The sequence below is a fragment of the Kaistia terrae genome (genome assembly GCF_026344005.1).
Classification (GTDB): domain Bacteria; phylum Pseudomonadota; class Alphaproteobacteria; order Rhizobiales; family Kaistiaceae; genus Kaistia; species Kaistia terrae.
The window spans coordinates 266,976-284,602 of the sequence record NZ_JAPKNH010000007.1 but is presented as its reverse complement, the minus strand read 5'-3'; the positions used below and the strand labels follow the sequence as shown (position 1 = coordinate 284,602).

At 62.5% G+C, this 17,627-nt stretch carries 20 protein-coding genes; 16 read left to right on the top strand and 4 right to left on the bottom strand.

What is annotated here, in order from left to right; all coding sequences use genetic code 11:
* Positions 1–3: 3 nt before the first annotated feature.
* Genes OSH12_RS19645 through OSH12_RS19635 form a run of 3 tightly spaced genes read left to right on the top strand, consistent with a single transcriptional unit; the run spans position 4 to position 1,762 of the window.
* Positions 4–393, top strand: coding sequence for a VOC family protein (locus tag OSH12_RS19645; protein ID WP_266345301.1), 390 nt, complete (start codon positions 4–6; stop codon positions 391–393).
* A 14-nt stretch (positions 394–407) separates the two neighbouring features.
* Positions 408–1,178, top strand: coding sequence for a carboxymuconolactone decarboxylase family protein (locus tag OSH12_RS19640; RefSeq protein WP_266345300.1), 771 nt, complete (start codon positions 408–410; stop codon positions 1,176–1,178).
* Positions 1,175–1,762 (top strand): hypothetical protein, encoded by a 588-nt coding sequence (locus OSH12_RS19635; protein ID WP_266345299.1) that lies wholly within the window; start codon positions 1,175–1,177, stop codon positions 1,760–1,762. Before OSH12_RS19640 ends, OSH12_RS19635 begins: the two co-directional genes overlap by 4 nt.
* Positions 1,763–1,798: 36 nt before the next feature.
* Here OSH12_RS19635 and OSH12_RS19630 read toward each other — a convergent pair whose 3' ends face one another.
* Positions 1,799–3,553, bottom strand: coding sequence for a hypothetical protein (locus tag OSH12_RS19630; protein WP_266345298.1), 1,755 nt, complete (start codon positions 3,551–3,553; stop codon positions 1,799–1,801).
* 322 nt (positions 3,554–3,875) lie between these two features.
* Positions 3,876–4,169 (bottom strand): hypothetical protein, encoded by a 294-nt coding sequence (locus tag OSH12_RS19625; RefSeq protein WP_266345297.1) that lies wholly within the window; start codon positions 4,167–4,169, stop codon positions 3,876–3,878.
* Positions 4,170–4,481: 312 nt separating this feature from the next.
* Here OSH12_RS19625 and OSH12_RS19620 point away from each other — a divergent pair, with 312 nt between their 5' ends.
* The 4 genes from OSH12_RS19620 (at position 4,482) to OSH12_RS19605 (ending at position 7,960) form a co-directional block, all read left to right on the top strand.
* Entirely contained in the window at positions 4,482–4,655 is a 174-nt protein-coding gene (locus OSH12_RS19620; RefSeq protein ID WP_266345296.1) for a hypothetical protein, read from the top strand.
* A gap of 188 nt (positions 4,656–4,843) precedes the next feature.
* Complete coding sequence (locus OSH12_RS19615) at positions 4,844–6,475, top strand: sensor histidine kinase (RefSeq protein WP_266345295.1); 1,632 nt, start codon at positions 4,844–4,846, stop codon at positions 6,473–6,475.
* A gap of 33 nt (positions 6,476–6,508) precedes the next feature.
* Positions 6,509–6,922, top strand: coding sequence for a response regulator (locus OSH12_RS19610; protein ID WP_266345335.1), 414 nt, complete (start codon positions 6,509–6,511; stop codon positions 6,920–6,922).
* A 3-nt stretch (positions 6,923–6,925) separates the two neighbouring features.
* Positions 6,926–7,960 carry a histidine kinase dimerization/phosphoacceptor domain -containing protein gene (locus OSH12_RS19605; RefSeq protein ID WP_266345294.1) on the top strand — a complete coding sequence of 345 codons (1,035 nt, stop codon included), beginning with the start codon at positions 6,926–6,928 and terminating at the stop codon, positions 7,958–7,960.
* A gap of 95 nt (positions 7,961–8,055) precedes the next feature.
* Here OSH12_RS19605 and OSH12_RS19600 read toward each other — a convergent pair whose 3' ends face one another.
* Complete coding sequence (locus OSH12_RS19600; protein ID WP_266345293.1) at positions 8,056–9,102, bottom strand: DNA topoisomerase IB; 1,047 nt, start codon at positions 9,100–9,102, stop codon at positions 8,056–8,058.
* Between the two features lie 307 nt (positions 9,103–9,409).
* On the opposite strand from OSH12_RS19600, the gene OSH12_RS19595 reads away from it, so the two are divergent.
* The 6 genes from OSH12_RS19595 to OSH12_RS19570 all read left to right on the top strand — a co-directional run bounded on the left by OSH12_RS19595 (position 9,410) and on the right by OSH12_RS19570 (position 12,957).
* Entirely contained in the window at positions 9,410–9,931 is a 522-nt protein-coding gene (locus tag OSH12_RS19595) for a YciE/YciF ferroxidase family protein (protein WP_266345292.1), read from the top strand.
* 89 nt (positions 9,932–10,020) lie between these two features.
* Entirely contained in the window at positions 10,021–10,314 is a 294-nt protein-coding gene (locus OSH12_RS19590; RefSeq protein ID WP_266345291.1) for a PepSY domain-containing protein, read from the top strand.
* Between the two features lie 23 nt (positions 10,315–10,337).
* Positions 10,338–10,925 (top strand): general stress protein, encoded by a 588-nt coding sequence (locus OSH12_RS19585; protein ID WP_266345290.1) that lies wholly within the window; start codon positions 10,338–10,340, stop codon positions 10,923–10,925.
* 48 nt (positions 10,926–10,973) lie between these two features.
* Positions 10,974–11,150 (top strand): hypothetical protein, encoded by a 177-nt coding sequence (locus OSH12_RS19580; protein WP_266345289.1) that lies wholly within the window; start codon positions 10,974–10,976, stop codon positions 11,148–11,150.
* 465 nt (positions 11,151–11,615) lie between these two features.
* On the top strand, positions 11,616–12,059 hold the full coding sequence (locus OSH12_RS19575) for a MaoC/PaaZ C-terminal domain-containing protein (RefSeq protein WP_266345288.1): 444 nt from the start codon (positions 11,616–11,618) through the stop codon (positions 12,057–12,059).
* A gap of 19 nt (positions 12,060–12,078) precedes the next feature.
* On the top strand, positions 12,079–12,957 hold the full coding sequence (locus OSH12_RS19570) for an amidohydrolase family protein (protein WP_266345287.1): 879 nt from the start codon (positions 12,079–12,081) through the stop codon (positions 12,955–12,957).
* A gap of 67 nt (positions 12,958–13,024) precedes the next feature.
* Here the strand turns inward: OSH12_RS19570 and OSH12_RS19565 are convergent, their stop codons facing one another.
* Positions 13,025–14,005 (bottom strand): LacI family DNA-binding transcriptional regulator, encoded by a 981-nt coding sequence (locus OSH12_RS19565; RefSeq protein WP_266345286.1) that lies wholly within the window; start codon positions 14,003–14,005, stop codon positions 13,025–13,027.
* A 165-nt stretch (positions 14,006–14,170) separates the two neighbouring features.
* Between OSH12_RS19565 and OSH12_RS19560 the strand changes: the two genes are divergently transcribed.
* The 3 genes from OSH12_RS19560 (at position 14,171) to OSH12_RS19550 (ending at position 17,592) form a co-directional block, all read left to right on the top strand.
* Positions 14,171–15,379, top strand: coding sequence for a CaiB/BaiF CoA transferase family protein (locus OSH12_RS19560; protein WP_266345285.1), 1,209 nt, complete (start codon positions 14,171–14,173; stop codon positions 15,377–15,379).
* 50 nt (positions 15,380–15,429) lie between these two features.
* On the top strand, positions 15,430–16,407 hold the full coding sequence (locus OSH12_RS19555) for a substrate-binding domain-containing protein (RefSeq protein ID WP_266345284.1): 978 nt from the start codon (positions 15,430–15,432) through the stop codon (positions 16,405–16,407).
* Between the two features lie 183 nt (positions 16,408–16,590).
* On the top strand, positions 16,591–17,592 hold the full coding sequence (locus OSH12_RS19550; RefSeq protein ID WP_266345283.1) for an ABC transporter permease: 1,002 nt from the start codon (positions 16,591–16,593) through the stop codon (positions 17,590–17,592).
* Positions 17,593–17,627 lie beyond the last annotated feature (35 nt).

The following is a 17,627-nucleotide window of genomic DNA, read 5'->3' as shown; positions in this document are numbered from 1 at the left end:
AGCGTGGCCGGGCGGATAACCCATTTCGAAATCTATGGCGACGAGCCGGAGAAGCTCTCCGCGTTCTACAACACGCTTTTCGGCTGGCGGATGGAGCAGCTGGAAGGCCTGCAATACTGGCGCATGCACCTCGATCCGGAGGAGCCAGAGAGCGTCGGCGGGGGCCTCACCTACCGGCCGAAAGCCGACCCCAAGGGCTGGCTGCAATTCGTCGATGTCGACTCGATCGACGATTCGCTCGCACTTGCGGAAAAGATGGGCGCCAGGGTGATGCGGCCGAAGACCGCTGTTCCGCGAACGGCATGGGTGGCCGTCCTCGCCGATCCATCCGGAAACATGTTCGCCATCTGGCAGCCGGACGCGCATGCGTTTCCGATGCCGGAACCCGATTGAGGAGGGCTGAAACCATGCCACACACCTCCGCGCAGGTTGAACCTGCCAGCGAGACCACGGGCCCCTGGAGTCATGCCCTTGAACAGCTGCGCCTGGGCGATGCGGCGTGGGCCGATGCTTGCGAACGGATGAGCACCAACCCCTGGCGATCGGGCGTCCTGCCGCGCAAAACGGTCGAGCTCATCAGCCTCGCCATCAACGCCGCCGCCACCAATCTCAACGCGGACGGCACGCGCCGGCATATCCACTCGGCGCTGGCGGCGGGCGCCAGCCGCGACGAAATCCTCACGATCGTGAAGATGGCGTCGGTGCTTTCGATCCATAGCTGCAGCCTGGGTGCCCCCATCCTGCTCGAGGAAGCTCGAGCCGCCGGCGTGCAGCCGGCACCACGCGAGGGACCAGCGCCTCCAACACCCGCCTGCGACCGGATGCGCGAGCTCGGGCAATGGAACGAGGCCTGGAACCCGTTCTTCGAGCTCGATCCCGTCTGGACCGACGAGTTCATGGCCGTCGGCGCAGCGATTTACGCCAGCGGCGTCCTGGAGCCAAAGCTGGTCGAACTGCTCAGCATCGCCTTCGATGCCTCCTTCACGCACATGTACGCGCCCGGCACGCGCCGGCACATCAAGGCGGCATTGAGGCTCGGGGCGACGGTCGAGGAGATCATGGAGGTGCTGAAGCTCTGCGTGGCGCAGGGTGTGCAGGCCTGCAATCTCGCCATTCCGATCATGGCGGAGGAACTGGTGCTGAGCTCCAGCGAACGCCGCGGGATCGGCCAGCCGTGACCCTCGATCCCGCCCCGCGCGACGACGGCGAGGCTCCTGAGCAGAGAGGCCGGCTCCGGCGCCTGCAAACGCGCGCCGTCGACGAGGTGAAGCGGTTCCTCGTCCTGTTCCTCTATCTCTGGATCCTGTTCGGCCTTTTCGTCCTCAACGAGCGGATCATTCTCCAGGAGCACGGGATCAATTTCCGGGCCCAGGGCTTCGCGATCATCAACGCGTTCATCCTGGCCAAGGTCATGCTGGTGCTGGAGGAGATCAACCTCAGCCGGCGGTTCTACGAGAGGCCGCTGATCTTCACTATCCTGCGTGATGCCGGCCTGTTCGCGGTCCTGTTCATCCTCTTCCATATCGTCGAAGAAATGATCGTCGGCCTCGTCAGGGGCGAGACCATCGGCTTTCCGGCCATTGGCGGTGGTGGCATTGCCGGCCTCGCCTGCGTGTCCGTGATCCTCTTTGTCGCCCTCATCCCATTCTTCGCCTTCCGCAATTTCAGCAACGCTCTCGGCCCAGGACGCATGAAGGCGATGCTGTTCCAGACGGCAGCAAGGGTGCAGACCCATTCGCGCGGGCCTCGGTCGAACGCTTGAGGCGGGACGAAAAATGAAGGGGCTTGCGTCCCTGTCCTAGTTGGAAATGGGGCTCTCGCTGGAAGGTGGGGCTATGCCGGCTTTTCGCAGCGATTGCATCAGGTGCTCGACGTCCTCGGGACGCACCACCCGGATCGCGATTTCGGGCCTGAGGTTGGCCAGCAGCTTTGGCACATGCGCCTGCAGCCATTCCCGCTCGCGGGCGGCTTTCTCGGTCTGCCCGCTCTCGCCGTAAATCGCCGCGGCGATGATGTGATAGTTGGGGTTCCCGGGCGCCGGTGTCTTGGTGATCCACATCTCGGCTTCGTTGAAATCGCTGCGGAAATAAGCGCAAAGCGCCAGCGCCGCCTCGTAATAGGCGAGCGGCCCCGGATTGCGCTGGCGCGCGCCCTCGATCATCGCGCAGCCGCGCGTCCACTCGCCGGCCAGCGCGAGGCGGAAGCCATATTCGCCGACCAGCTCCGTATCGTTCGGATTGAGGCGGAAGGCCTGCTCGCCGACCTTCAGCGCGGCGGCGAACTCGCCATGGAAAAAAAGCGCGAACATCTCCGCCTGGAGCGCGCGGATGTTTTCCGGGTCCAGCTCGACGGCCCGCCGGGCGGCCTCCAGCGCCCTGTCGATCGACGCCGGCGATGACGAAGGCTCGATCGGATAGCGAAAGCGGATCTCGTCGACATAGGTCTGGGAAAGCAGCGCCCAGGCTGTGGCGTAGTTTGGAAACCGCTGGACGGCGTCCTCCAGGCATTTGCGAACGGCCGGATGCGTCTTGGCGTCGAGGCTGGCGCGGTAGGCATAATAGGAGAGAGTACAGGCATAGGCCTGCCAGTCGTCGGGGGCGTTGTCCTGCCGCCGCGACGCATCGGCCTGGTAGATCACGCCATAGGGCTGGCCCAGCGCGGTCGCGACCTGGCGGGCGATCTCCGCCTCGATCCCGATAAGCTTCGAGGCCTGCAAATCGCCCTCATAGCTGTTCGCCCAGATCACCGAATTCTCGCCGCGCGTCAGCACGCGGGCGCGGACATGAAACTGGTTGTCGGCCAGGTTGATGTCCCCGGCCAGGATGTAGCGCGATCCCTCCGGCGTGGATCCGGCAGGTGCCCCTTGTGGATCGCCCTCGATGGTGACGATGTCCTTGAACTTGGCGAGTTGACCGATGATTTCGCGCGTCAGCCCGCGCGCGATCGCCTTCGAATTCCCTACATCGGTGAGGTCGTCGAAGGGCATGACCGTGAGGCGAGGCAGCGCCGGCGCCTGGACCGCCGCGCTCCGCGTCCAATCGACCGCCAGCCATGTGAAGAGGGCCAGCGCTAGCACGGAAGCGATTACAACTCCCGCCGCGCGCGGCCAGAGGGAGGGAGCGACGCTCGGACTTGCCATTCGCGCCGTCGGACGCGCGTCAAACTTCGGGACGTAGCTCCCCTTCGGGATCGAGATGATCAACGGATCCGACATACCGCCGGTGACGTAATAGAGGTTCAACGCACGGCGAAGATGGCCCGCCTCGATCCGGACGACAGGATCGGAATGGGCATCGAAAGAAGCATCGCGCCCAAAGACATCGGTTGCGATCGCATAGGCCTTGATACGGTCGGCACGGCCCGCGATGGCCTCCTCGACGACGTAGGTCAGGAACTTTCGCGACCGTTCGGTGACGTCGAAATCCGGGCTTCTCAGGATTCGATCGAGTTGTGATCGAATATCGTCAGCACCGGCCTCACTTGCGCTGCCGTCCTCGGTCCCTTCGCCCGTCGATGCAAGCGGTAGGGAGACTGAGCTACTCCACCATGACATGAGCTGCTCCGCCAAGAATGATGCCGGACTCGTCGGCTCATATTCCCACAAGAAATGCTCGGCCGTGCTTCGGCTGAAGTCAACTGGGATTTATTTTGAGGTCGCAGCCTGTTGATCGGCTTACGACTTGCCTCTTCTCTATGTACGAAGAGTGGCAGTAGAAGGAACGATGCTCCTAGTTGGAACCGTAGCGTTTCCACTGCGGACCACCCGCCATACAGCTCAATATGAGCCATGGGGAGAGCAGTGCCACAACGAGCCAAGTGAGCGGTGCTTCCAGTTAGCCCTGGCTTCGGAAGAGAGAGCCAAGGGACAAAGAACGTCACAATAAGGCTCGGCAGTCGACCTTCCGCTTCTTGATGGCCGTGAGCCAGTCAAAGAGCGCCTTCAGGTTGGACAACGTATGGACGACGGAAGAGGCCGAAAGCGTCTCGGCGCCGTCCTTGGAGAGGCGCTGGTGCAGATAATCGGTGAATACCTTGGCCTGCGACTTGGTGCAGATTGTCGTCAACTGCTCGAATAGGCAGTAGAAACGAGTGCCGTCCCTTCCTAGCTGACCCACCTGTTGTCCCGTCCCAAGATCGACCAGGAATTGGAAGCTCGCGAAATGAAGCATCTTTCTACCCGCGCTCTCGCAGAGGCAGGACGTACGAAGTCTCAAAGGAAGATGCTTGAAAGAGGCGCGGCGGCCCTGGAGCGTTCCGCCGTCATCCTCGACCGCCTGGAATCCACGTTGGAAAGGGTCGCAGACGATGAGGGGCGGTTGGAGCCCCGCGCTGATGCCGACCAGCAGCCGAATGACCGCCAGACGGCGAGCAAGGTCGGCAGCGTTATGACGAAATGGGTATCAAACCGTATTATATGACCCCCATGAAACTTAACGCATCCCCGCTGCGTAAGTGCCCTGGATGGGCATGAGGAGGCGGGGTTGGAATTGAAGATTCACAAATCGGGGGAAGACGAAGCTCGGACGGACAACACCGTCGATCCGACGATCGAGCGTCGTTTGGAGACGTCCATGAAGAAGGGATCCGCGGCACTACGCCGTTCGGCCGCCGCGCTCAAGAAGATCGAAGACATCCTGAAATCCCGCCAGCTCTAGAACACCGCATTGATGTCCATCGCCAGCCTGACGACAGCCCGCCAGAGCACCATCGAGCGGTGGTTCTGCGATGAGGGCGAGGCGACCTCGTCGGGATGGCGGGGCGGGACTGAAGACGGCAGCGGTCTGGGGGCTGGCTGACGGACCCACCTCGTAAATTCCAGTCGACGCGCCATGCGCACTTCCGGATGGGCAAGAGCCTGTGGGAGATCCGCGGCGCTATTCGCAGCTTGCTGTCCTCGGGCCCCAACGATAGCGTGCGGGCCAAGATGTCCAGCCACCGACTGGGCCTAAAAAGTGATCCCATGCCGATCTCAAAAAATGCTCTGGTCCGCTCGACTGTCCTGTTCATCCTGCTCGGCCTGGCCGCGCTTCTGGCCATTGTCGCGGCGATGTTCTGGCTCGTCGGCGAGACAGACGTCAACTCCAAGAATCTGATCAAGGCGCGTTCCGAGCGGTCGTCACTCATCACCCTGCGAGGTCTCGGTCAGGACGCGGAGACCGGCCAGCGTGGGTATTTGCTGACGGGAAACCCGCTCTATCTCGCTCCATTCGAGGATGCTCGAGCCAAGTTCCCGGAGCAGATGGACAAAGTTCAGGCAGCGTTTGCCGACAACCCTGAACTAGCCGGTCTGACCGCCCGCCTGCGCGAAACGCTGACGGCGAAATTTGCCGAGCTGGAGCGGACGATCGAGTTGTTCAAGAGCGGGCAGCGCGACGCGGCGCTCGCCATTGTCGACGCTGATAGTGGTCGCGAACTGATGGACGAAGCCCGTCAATTCTTCGAGCGCGCCATCGAGCGAGCCGACCAGAGTGTCATTGCCAGCATCGAGCGACAGCAGCGCGGCATCGACCTGCTGCGATGGGTGACCTTTTTCGGTGCCTTGGTCATCCTTGTCGTCGTCGGCGGATCGGCCTGGACAGTGTGGCTGTACACACGGCAGCTCGTCGCGGCACAGCGTGAGGTGGCGATCCTCAACACCGACCTTGAAAAGCGTGTCACCGAACGAACGTCCGATCTTGGGCGCGCCAACGAAGAGATCCAACGGTTCGCTTATATCGTCACGCATGACCTTCGCGCACCGCTGGTTAACATTATGGGCTTTACGAGCGAGTTGGAGGCCAGCCTGGAGGCACTGCAGGCCTATATCGGCGAGGCCGTGCCCGCTATGGAGAAGGCCACGCCGTATGGGGAAGTGGATGAGAAGGGCGAGGCGGCGCGCCTGGCCGCCTTCGAAGAACTGCCCGAAGCGATCACCTTCATCCGGTCCTCGACCCGCAAGATGGATGCTCTGATCAATGCGATCCTGAAGCTATCGCGCGAGGGACGGCGCACGTTGAAGCCCGAGGGCGTCGATCTGCAAGCACTGCTGGAAAACGCCGGGAATGCCGTGCGTCACCAGATCGTCGAGGCGGGCGGCGAACTCATCATCGAAGGCAAGCCGCCGACAGCGCTTTCCGACCGCCTCACTCTCGAACAGATCTTCGGCAACCTTCTCGACAATGCCGTCAAGTATCGCGCGCCCCAGCGTCCGCTGCGCATCCATATCCAGGCCGCCACGGGCCCGGGCAACACGATCGTGGTGAAAGTCGCGGACAATGGGCGCGGCATAGCTATCCAGGACCACGAGCGCATATTCGAGTTGTTCCGTCGGTCAGGATCTCAGGATCAGCCCGGCGAAGGCATCGGGCTAGCCCATGTCCGGTCGATGGCCCGCAATATCGGTGGCGATATCGTCGTCCGGTCGGAACTGGGCACCGGTTCGACCTTTGAACTCACATTCGCGCGCGACCTGCACAAAATCATTGGAGCTGCATAAGTGAACCAGAAAGCCAAGCCAGTCCTCATCGTCATGATCGAAGACGACGAGGGGCATGCCCGCCTGATCGAGAAGAATATTCGCCGTGCCGGCGTCAGCAACGAAATCATTCCGTTCACCAATGGCACGGATGCGCTGCGCTACCTTCTCGGCGCCGACGGCTCGGGCATCGAAAGCGCTGGCCGCCAGATCCTCGTGCTGCTTGATCTCAACCTGCCGGACATGACCGGCATCGACATCCTCGAAAAGATCAAGTCGAACCAGCACACGCGCCGCTCGCCGGTCGTCGTGCTGACGACGACCGACGACAGCCGCGAAATCCAGCGCTGCTACGATCTGGGCGCCAACGTCTACATCACCAAGCCCGTCAACTACGAAGGCTTCGCCAACGCGATCCGACAGCTCGGGCTGTTCTTTGCGGTCATGCAAGTGCCGGAAACCGAGTAAGCGATGCCGAACCGGCCGATTTCTATCCTCTATATCGACGACGATCCGGGGCTGACGCGCCTGGTGCAGAAGGCGTTGGGACGCCGTGGCTATCTGGTTGAAGCGTCATCGACGGGTGAAAGCGGACTGGCGCGGCTTGCGTTGGGGGGTATCGACGTCATCGCGCTCGACCACTACCTGCCGACTGGCACGGGCCTCGATTTCCTGCGCGAACTCGGCGCGATGCCCGATCGTCCGCCGGTAGTCTATGTCACCGCATCCGGCGACACGGCAGTGATCGTCGCGGCGCTCAAGGCCGGCGCCAGTGACTATGTACCGAAGGCGGTCGGCGACGAATTCCTGGAGATATTGGGCAGCGCCATCGACCAGGCCGTCGAGAAAGCGAGCCTGCAGCGGGCGCGCGACCTGGCCGAACAGGAGACACGGGTTGCCAAGGAGCGCGCGGAAGTGCTGCTGCATGAGGTCAACCACCGCGTCGCCAACAGCCTTGCCATTGTCGGCTCGATGATCCGCCTGCAGGCCACGGCCATCGCCGAGCCCCATGTAAAGCAGGCGCTGGGCGAGGTACAAAGCCGGATCGCGGCGATCGCTGGCGTTCACCGCCGGCTCTATTCGTCCCACGACGTGCGGACGGTCGATCTTTACAGCTATCTCGTCGGGTTGGTCAGCGAACTCGAAACGACGATGAAGGCCTCGGGGCATGCCTCAACGACGCTTTGTCATATCGATCCCGTATCCGTCCCGACAGACAAGGCGGTGAACATCGGCATCCTGGTCACCGAGCTGGTGATCAACGCCTTCAAATACGCCTATCCAAACGGGATGAGCGGCGAGATCCGCGTCATCTTGCGGGAGGATGCCGTGAACCGGCTTACCCTCGCGGTTCAAGATGATGGCATCGGCCGGGATGTTGCCGATCAGCCTCGCGGAACTGGCGTCGGAGGGCGCATCGTCACCGCGATGGCCGCCAGCCTCGGCGCTTCGATTGAGTACTCCATGCCGCCAGGCTGCTCTATCGATGTCTCCTTCGAGGTTTGAAAAGACGGGTTATGTGTTTTTGCCCAGTACAGCGGATTAGCGCCGCCAACGCGTTGAGCGCGCTGTGGTTATGGCAGATATTGAGTTGACAACCTTCAACCACTCTCTCGGCCACCGATAAGGGCGCGCAGTAGATTTTCAGCTCTATTCCGGGCTCGACCGCCTCGAACCCGCACAAGGACCTCCGCCAGTTTCCCGCTGGCGAAGGCTTCAACAACGCTGACATGAACGTAGCTTTTCCGGACGACCGCGGGCGTATTGCCTAAATTGTCCGCCACAAGCCGCATGGCCGAGTTGAGTTGCCGACGCAGCGCACTCTCGCTCGAAGCAGGTGTCAGGCGTGCGAGATGCTCGGCGGCCAGCGCATTGGCACCCAACATGCGTAAATCCTTCGCCGAAATGTCCGCCCCGGAAATACTCCGCAGATAGTCGTTGATTTCCTGCGAATGGATGGGCCGGACCTGCCCGGCGGAATCGCGAAACTGGATCAATCGCGGACCGGCCAAAGAGTGAATGCGCCGCAGGGCTCGCACGAGTGCGGCATCGCGAAGTTCGCAATTTATGGTCGTGCCCCCTTTGCCCTTGAAGCAGAGGAGCAATCTCGAGGAGGAAAGGCGCGTCTGGCGCTTCAGGAGCGTCGCGGCGCCTCGAGCGCCGCTGGTTGCGGCATAGACCTCACTACCGACGCGGATATGGCTCTGGTCGATAATGGCCACAGCGCAGGCGAGAGCCTTGGTGCAATCCAACTGGCGCCGGGCGATGTCGCGCCGGACCTGGGCCCGCAGCTTCGGTAGGGCGGCGACCAGCAGAGTTAACCGCTCGACCTTGCGGTTCTCCCGAACCTCTTGCCACCCATCATGATAGCGGTGTTGCCATCGGCCTGCAGCGTCCCGACCGATGGCCTGAAGATGCGCGTTTTTGCGAGTTGCGATCCGGACGTCGGTATAAGCTGGGGGAATGGAGAGGCTAGCTATCCTCGCGATAACGGAAGCTTCCCGGATGCGGACCCCACGAGGATCCAGATAGATGAACCCCGTCCCGCAACGTCGTCGTCGAATATCGAGATCCTCGCCCGAGACCATGACAAGGCCACCGGCACGGATGGCGGATGACTCGCTGGGCGGTTTGGATAGATCTGACATGGGCATCTAATGCCACTGAGTTCTCACCGTTCCCGTGCTTCAGTTTAAACGTGCAACAAGGCCAGTTCGATACCGGCCAATCGCCTTGCCGCTTTCAATTCAACGCGGAAATGCCGGCCACGATGATGGGTCGCAGAGCCCCGATGGGCCAATTCTGCCTCGGCAACAATTCAGTCTACGCCTTAAGCCATACAGAACGATTGTCCTGGCCGTCTTGAATTTATGGAACGAACACCGGGCGAAGGGATTGATACCAGTAATCGAGAAATCACCCCCCAAGAATAAATTTTCGTTCTGGAGGATAGTTATGCCCACAGAAAAAAATCTGTCGGACGCTTTCTATGAAACGTTGAAGGATGTCTACTTTGCCGAGAAGCAATCTGTAAAAGCATGCAAAAAATCGGCTAAGGCTGCACAGTCGACCGAGCTCAAAAAAGCTTTTGCGGATCATGGCGAGGAAAGCCAGGGTCATGTTGATCGGCTTGTGCAGGTCTTCGAAATCCTCGGGAAGCCGGTCCGTGGAAAAACCTGCGACGCCATGGTTGGCATCACCTCCGAGATGGAGGAAGACCTTGAGGACTTCGGCGGCACGACCGCGTCAGACGCTGTCCTGATCGGCTGCGGCCAAGCGATCGAGCATTATGAAATTGCCCGCTACGGCATGCTGAAGACCTGGGCTACCCAGCTCGGAATGCAAGATGCGGCCAAGCTGCTCGACCAGACGCTCCAGGAGGAGCACAAGGCCGACGCTCTTCTCACCCAGATCGCTGAATCGGGTGTGAATGCTGCAGCAGAGAACCAAAGCGCCGGCAAGTCCGCGAGAGCCTGACCGAGGCCGCAGACCCGTCTCATCCCCCGTCCCGATCGAACACGCTTTGCCCGTGAACGGGGAACCTAAGTCCAAATTCGGAGACCATCATGAACAAGATTGTATTCGCAACCCTCATGGTCGCTGCTTTTGCAGCTCCCGCCTTTGCTGAAGAAGCCAAGACCCCGGCTGTCGCTGATGAGCAGACGAACCCAGCCGCTCCGGTGGCCGGTGCGAACAGCTTCACCGAAGATCAGGCCCGCGCTCGCGTCGCCGACGCCGGCTACACAGATGTTTCGGCGCTGGTCAAGGACTCTGAAGGCATCTGGCGCGGCAAGGCATCGAAGGGCGGAGCCATGATGGACGTCGCCGTCGACTTCCAGGGCAACGTCACCAGCAAGTAAGCATCGAGCGAAAGGATACCCCTATGACTACGACCATTTCCGGACTGTTTGATACCCACGCCGATGCGACCGCCGCCGTTCGCGATCTTCAAGCATTCGGTATTCCCCACGATGATATCAGCGTCGTCGCCTCCAATGTCGACGCGGATACTGATAGCTCGGACGTCGCCGTCGATGCCAGCGCCGGTGCAGGGTTGGGCGCCGCCTTCGGTGGCCTCGGCGGCTTGCTGGCCGGCCTCGGCATCGTCGCTATCCCTGGTGTTGGCCCGGTGGTCGCTGCTGGCTGGCTGATCGCGACGGCGGCAGGTGCTGCCGCCGGTGCTGTCGTCGGCGGTGCGGCGGGCGGAATAGTCGGCGCGCTCACGGACTCCGGCGTGCCGGAAAGGGATGCTCATGTGTACGCCGAAGGTGTTCGTCGGGGCGGCACGCTTGTCACGGCTCGCGTCGCCGACGACAAGTCGGAACTGGCGCGCGGTATCCTGCATAACGCCCGTGCGGTCGACCTTGAGCGCCGGCGCACGGACTATGAAACGGCAGGCTGGACCGGCTTCGATCCGGACGTTCCAATTCCGCGCCGCGATCGCGCCGGCCTGAACAACGATCTGGTTTGAGCAAAGCGCGGGGCCCTCGGGCCCCGCGCCATTTTCGGGGATACGGGGATGCGCGAGCTGACCGATCAAGAGTGGCAAACGCTGACGGATGTTGCCAACCCGCAGGAGTGTGTTCTGCGGGAAAAAGTCGAGCAAACCAGCGACGCTTGGATGCTGGCCACCAGCGAGGGCAGGGGCCCGAACGGCTCGGAGAGATGCAGTGTCACGGTGGGCGCCGTCGACTGAAGTCGAGGTGATCGGCCCTCTACTGAGATGTTTGGATTGTTGGTCACCGGTGCAGTCGACTGGACGATGCTGATTTCGGCGGCAGCGGTGTCGAAGGCCGAGCCGTCATGGCAGACGAGGCCTTCGGGGATGGCCGGCTTGTAGATCCTGCCATCGTCGGAGGACGATCAGGATTCGGTAACTCCCGGATGGACCGTGCTGTCGCGACCTAGCGTCAGCACCGTGTCGAACACCATAGATGTTCTTAAAGGCCCTCGCCGAGGTAGTGATCCGGCACGGACCGCTGGCCTAGGTGCGACACGAGTTGATCCTCTGCTTGATCCGGATGGTGATGGCTTCGCGGGTGAACCCGCCGAATTGCGTGGCTACTTGAAGTCCGACATTGATAGCGCTAACCATAGCGAGCTCTTCGTCGTGGAATTTATGGCGTTTTGGGCGAAATATAGGTTCTGTTAGAGGACGACAATGGCCCGCTATTTCGACGACTTTCACGAGGGCGACGAACTCTGGTCGCCCGGTCGGACCATCACCGAGGCCGATGTCATGGCCTTTGCCGGCCTGTCCGGCGACTACAACCCTGCCCACACCGACTATCAGTTTGCGGCCAAGGGGCCGTTCGGCAAGCCGATCGCGCACGGATTGCTGGCGCTGATCGTCTCGGCCGGCCTCGCCGACCGCGATGGTGGGCTGGACGGGACCGCCGTGGCCTTGCTCGGCGTCAACTGGCAGTTCAAAAAGCCGGTGTTCTTCGGTGATACGATCCGCCTGAAGCTGACCGTCGCGAGCGCGCGCCGGACCAGCAAAGGCGATCGCGGCGTGATCGTGCGCGATATCGCCGTCCACAACCAGAACGACGAGATCGTGCAGACGGGCGCGTTTACGACCATGGTCCTGGCGCGACCGGCCTGACACCTACGGGGAGGAAGCAATGACCAACGAAGCATTCGAATTCGTCGACGCTCACCATCATCTCTGGGACCTGAAAAGCGGGATCCGCTATGGCTGGCTGACCGACAAGCCTTTCCACGGCCATCCTTCCGGCGACTATTCCGCCATCATGAAGGACTATCTGGTCACCGACCTGCAACGCGAGGGCGCGCCGGTCAACCTGATCAAGTCCGTGCATATCGAGACCGCCGATGGCGAGATCGATACGGTGCGCGAGACAGAATGGCTGCAGAAGGTCGCCGATGAGCATGGCATGCCGAACGGCATCATCGCCCGCGTCGATCTCGCCGCCGACAATGCCGCTTCCGAACTGGACCGGCACATGCAATACGCCAATTTCCGCGGCGTGCGCATGCTCTCCTTCATCGGTCTCGATTTCCTCGACGATCCAGCGTTTCGCCGTGGTTTTAACGCGTTGCAGAAGCGCGATCTCATCTATGACATGGATGCCGGCTGGCCGCAGATGGGCAAGGCGTTCGATCTTGCTCGGGATTTTCCGCGCTCGACCATCATTCTCGGCCATTGCGGCTTCCCGAAGCAGCGCACCGTTCCCTATTTCAACGAGTGGCGCAAAGGCATCCAGCATCTCGCCAAGGCGCCCAACGTTGCCTGCAAGCTGTCCGGCCTTGCCATGGTCGATCACGAATGGACGGTCGAGACGATCCGGCCCTGGATCGAGGTCTGCATCGAGGCCTTTGGCCCGTCGCGCTGCATGTTCGGCACCAACTGGCCACTGGACGGCCTGTTCAGCGATTATCCGGCCGTCGTGAACGCCTATCGCGAGATCGTCTCCGGCTATTCCGCCGACGAGCAGCGCCAGCTGTTCCGCACGACGGCCGAGGGCTGGTACCGGATCTAGTGTGTCTTCAAGGGATGGCGGGCAGCCGTTATCCCTTTGAAGCGAATGGGCAAAGGTCGCGGCGACGTTAGGCGCTGCCGCGACGGATCAACTGGTGCTGGAGTACGACGCTGGCGGGCTTGTCGTCGCCGTCGAGCCGCGCCAGCAGCAGCTCGGCCGAGGTGCGCCCCATCACGTCGGGCTGGATCTTCACCGTGGTCAGCGCCGGCGTCACCAGCGAGGCGAGGTCGAAATCGCCGAATCCGCAAATCGCCAATTGCTCCGGTACTCGCAGGCCACGCCGGTTGCATTCCAGCAGCGCCGAAAGCGCCAGGCTGTCGGCCGAGAAGAAGATCGCGTCGGTCATCGGCGCCCGCTGCAGCACCTGGTCGAGGCCGCCGATGCCGTCCTGCGTGCTCATCGGCAGCACCAGTTCGATCCGCAGCGGTGGCGGCAGATCCGCCTCTTCCAACGCCTTGGCAAGGCCGATGAAACGGCCATTCGCGCGCGAATCCTGATGCGCCGCGCCACCAACGAAGGCGATGCGCCGCGAGCCGCGCGCTGCCAGCAGCGAGCCGACGTCATGGCCGGCGGCGATGTTGGAGAAGCCGGCGGCGCAATCGAGCGGCGCGGTGTCGGTATCCCAGGTCTCGACCACGGGTACGCCGCTCTGGCGCAACAGGTCCATGGCGCGCGGCGTATGGTGCAGGCCTGTCAGGATGAAGCCCATCGGCCGGCGTTCCAGCAGCGTCTGGATGATCTGCTCCTCGCGCAGGACCGAGTATTCACTGTTGCCGATGATGACGGAGATGCCACGCATCTCGAGCGTATCGATCGTCGCCTTGACCTGCGCGGCGAAGGCCGAGCTGGACAGAGTCGGGATGACGACCGCGACAACGCGGCTGCTATTGGAGGCGAGGTTCCGCGCTGCTTCGTTGGGGATGTAGTTCAGTTCGCGAATCGCGTCGTTGACGCGCTTGCGGGTCTCCTCGGTGACCATCTCCGGCCGGCCGATAACGCGCGATACCGTCTGCGACGAGACGCCAGCCCGGTTGGCGACATCTGACATCGTGATGACGCCAGTCCCGGCTGGAGCATTTCCAAATCGTCTGCGACGCATTGACAGCTTCCCATGTTGGCGCTAACAAATCATAGCAACTTGTTAGCGCTATCACAATCGTGAACAAATTACGCCGCCAGAAGGCGGCGAAAACGACAAGAGTGGGAAGAGGCAATGAGCCAGGAAGAGCGGAACAAGGCCCAGATCCTTTCGGGCTACCGCGTGCTGGACTGCACGGTTGCGATGTCGGGCCCGTTCGCGGCCCAGCGCATGGGCGATATCGGTGCCGACGTGATCAAGATCGAGCCGGTTGAGGGCGAGTGGCAGCGGCGCATGCCGGCGGGCGGCGGCGATCGCAAGATCAACGCCTCGTTCCTGTCGCTGAACCGCAACAAGCGCAGCCTGGCGATCAACCTGAAGGCAGCCGAGGGCCAGGCCGCCCTGCACAAGCTGGTCAAGGATGCCGACGTCTTCATGCAGAACTATCGCCCGCATGTGGCGAAGAAGCTGGGTGTCGACTACTACACGCTGAAGGCGATCAACCCGCGCCTGATCTACGTCTCGATCTCGGGCTATGGCGCCGAGGGCCCTTATTCGGCGCGCCCCGGCCAGGACCTGCTGCTGCAGGCGCTGAGCGGCGCGATGTATTCGACCGGCCAGGCGGACGGACCGCCCCAGCCGATCGGCCAGTATGTCGTCGACGCGACTACGGCCTATGCCGCCTTCGAGGGCGCGCTGGCGGCGCTGCTGCACCGCGAGCGCACCGGGGAGGGCCAGTTGGTCGAAGTCAACATGCTTGACGCGGCGATCTCCTTCCAGATGCAGGAGCTTTCCGTCTTCACCATCGACGGCAAGCCGCAGCAGCGTACGCAGGAACCGCACGGCCACGTCTACATCCGCGCGCCCTATGGCGTGTTCAAGGCGCAGGACGGCTATGTCGCGCTCGCCTTCCCGCAGCTTGCCAAGCTCGGCGAATTGTTCAACGAGCCGATCTTCCTGTCGATGAACGACGACGTAGATTCCTTCGCCCAGCGCGACCTGATCCACCAGCTGGTTGCCAAGCACAGCGCCAACTGGAAGCAGGCCGAACTGATCGAGGCGATGCTGGCGCTCGGCCTCTGGGCCGGCCCGGTCAATGACTTTGCCAAGACGGTCGAGGATCCGCAGGTAAAGTTCAACGGCAGCTTCGTCGAATACGAACATCACTCCGAGGGGCACCTGAAGACCCCCGGATTCCCCATCCGCTTCAGCAAGACCCCGTCGACTGTGGAGAGAGGCGCGCCGCTGGTCGGCGAGCATAGTCGCGAGGTTCTGGGTGCCGCGGGTTTCAACCCCGAGGAGATCGATCGTCTGATCTCGGAGGGTGTTATCGGCGCGCCCTAGGCGCGAGAGGAAGGGCGGCGAACGCCGCCGTCGATGAGGGAGGAATAACCATGACCTATACCAAGCGTCAGTTCATCGCTCTGGCAGGCGCATTCGGCCTGCTGGCTTCTGTCGCGATGCCGGCGGCCCATGCCGAAGGCAAGCAGATCGTCTATCTGTCGGCCGGTCTCGACGCGCCTTTCTGGCGCTATGTGTCGAAGGGCGTCGAAGCGGCCGCGAAGGAGCACGGCTACGACTTCGTCGCGCTCGACAGCCGCAACAACACCCAGACCCAGCTGCAGAACACGCAGGACGCGATCGTCAAGGGCGCGACCGGCATCGTCCTGTCGCCGACCGACTCCTCGACCGCGCCGGCCGTGCTCGGTCTCGCCCAGAAGGCGGGCGTCCCGGTGAGCTTCGCCGGCATCGGCACGACTTCGGGCGAATTTGTCACCTTCGTCACCTCGAATGACGAGGCCGGCGCCTATGACGTCGGCAAGGCGCTCGCCAAGGCGTTCGAAGCCAAGGGCTGGAAGAATGCCGAAGTCGGCATGGTCACCATCTCCCAGGCGCGCCAGAACGGCGTCAAGCGCACCAACGGCTTCGTCAAGGCGATGGAAGAGGCCGGCAACAAGATCGTCGCCCGCAACGAGATGCAGACCTATACGGCCGACGAGACCTATCGCTTCGTGCAGGACATGCTGACCGCCCATCCCGAAATGCGCGGCATCTTTGTCCAGACCGACTCGCCGACATTGGGCGCCAAGCGTGCCGTGGACGCCATGCGTCGCGGCGGCGAAACCCTGATCGGCGCCTTTGACGGCGTGCCGGAATTCCTGCCGATGATCGAGGACGGCTCGATCGTCGCCAGCGGCATGCAGCAGCCCTACCTGATGGGCAAGACGGCGGGCGAGAGCGTCATTGCCAAGCTTGAAGGCGGCAAGACGGAGAAGGAAGTCGTTCTTCCGATCCTTACCGTCAGCAAGGACAACCTTGCGACCATCCTGCCGGACATCAAGCTGACCGTGTTCGCCGGCGAACTGAAGTAATCGGCCGGTCGGCGGCCTCACCCCGCCGACCCGTCCTTCCGCGCATGCCGGCAGTGGCAGCGCACCAAGCTTTCAATCGATTGAACAACCTGCGAGCCGGGCCGCTTCGCCGCGCCCTGTCTCGTGGACCATCGGATACGAAATCGTCCGCGCACTGAGCAGCGACGATGCGAGGGAGATAGGATGATGACGAACGTCGCAACGGGCAGTGCTTCGCAGAGCGGATGGATGCAATCGGCCCGAGGGCTGTTGCTGACGCGCGAAGCCGGCGTCTTCGGGGCGCTGCTGGCGCTCTGCATCGTCTTTGCCATCGCGAGCCCTGTGTTCCTGACCGGCCAGAACATCCTCAACCTGCTGCGCCAGATCTCGCTGCTCGGCGTGCTGGCGATCGGCGCCACCTATGTGCTGATCATCTCCGAGGTCGATCTCTCGGTCGGTTCGCTCTACGGCTTCGCCGGCATGGTCGGTGGCCTGCTGATCGTCAGCGGCGTGCCGGAAGTCGCAGCGATCCTGATCACGCTGCTGTTCGGCCTCGCCATCGGCGCCATGAACGGCGCCATCACGGTTGCCGGCCGCATCCCCTCCTTCATCACCACGCTCGGCACGCTCTATCTGATACGCGGCGCGACTCTGGTGATGAGCAACGGCATGCCGGTCTCCCTGCCGCATGGCCAGGGTGCCGCCCCCATCCTGACGGCGCTGGCGCAGGGCAGCCTGATCGGCAACCTGTCCAACCAGGTGCTGGTTCTGATCGTCGTCGCAGCGCTTGGCTTCTTCCTGCTGCACAAGACGACCTTCGGCTTCCACATCTTCGCCGTCGGCGGCAATGACCGCGCGGCGCGCATCGTCGGCGTGCCTGTCTCGCGCACCAAGATCATCGCCTTTGCGATCGCCGGCCTGCTCGCGTCCTTCGCCGGCATCATCAATTTCGGATTTCTCGAAAACGTTCAGCCCGTCACGGGCATCGGCCTGGAGCTGGACGTCATCGCCGCGGTCATCATCGGTGGCACGCGGCTTGGAGGCGGCGAGGGTTCCATCGCCGGAACCCTGCTGGGTGTGCTGCTGATCGGCGTCGTGCGCAACGGCCTCATCCTGCTGGGCGTCACGCCGTTCTGGCAGACGACCCTGATCGGAGCGGTCGTGCTGACGGCGGCGCTGATCGGCGGACTGACGTCGAAGAAATAGCCATTCGAAGACTGAAAATTCGAAGAACCAAAATT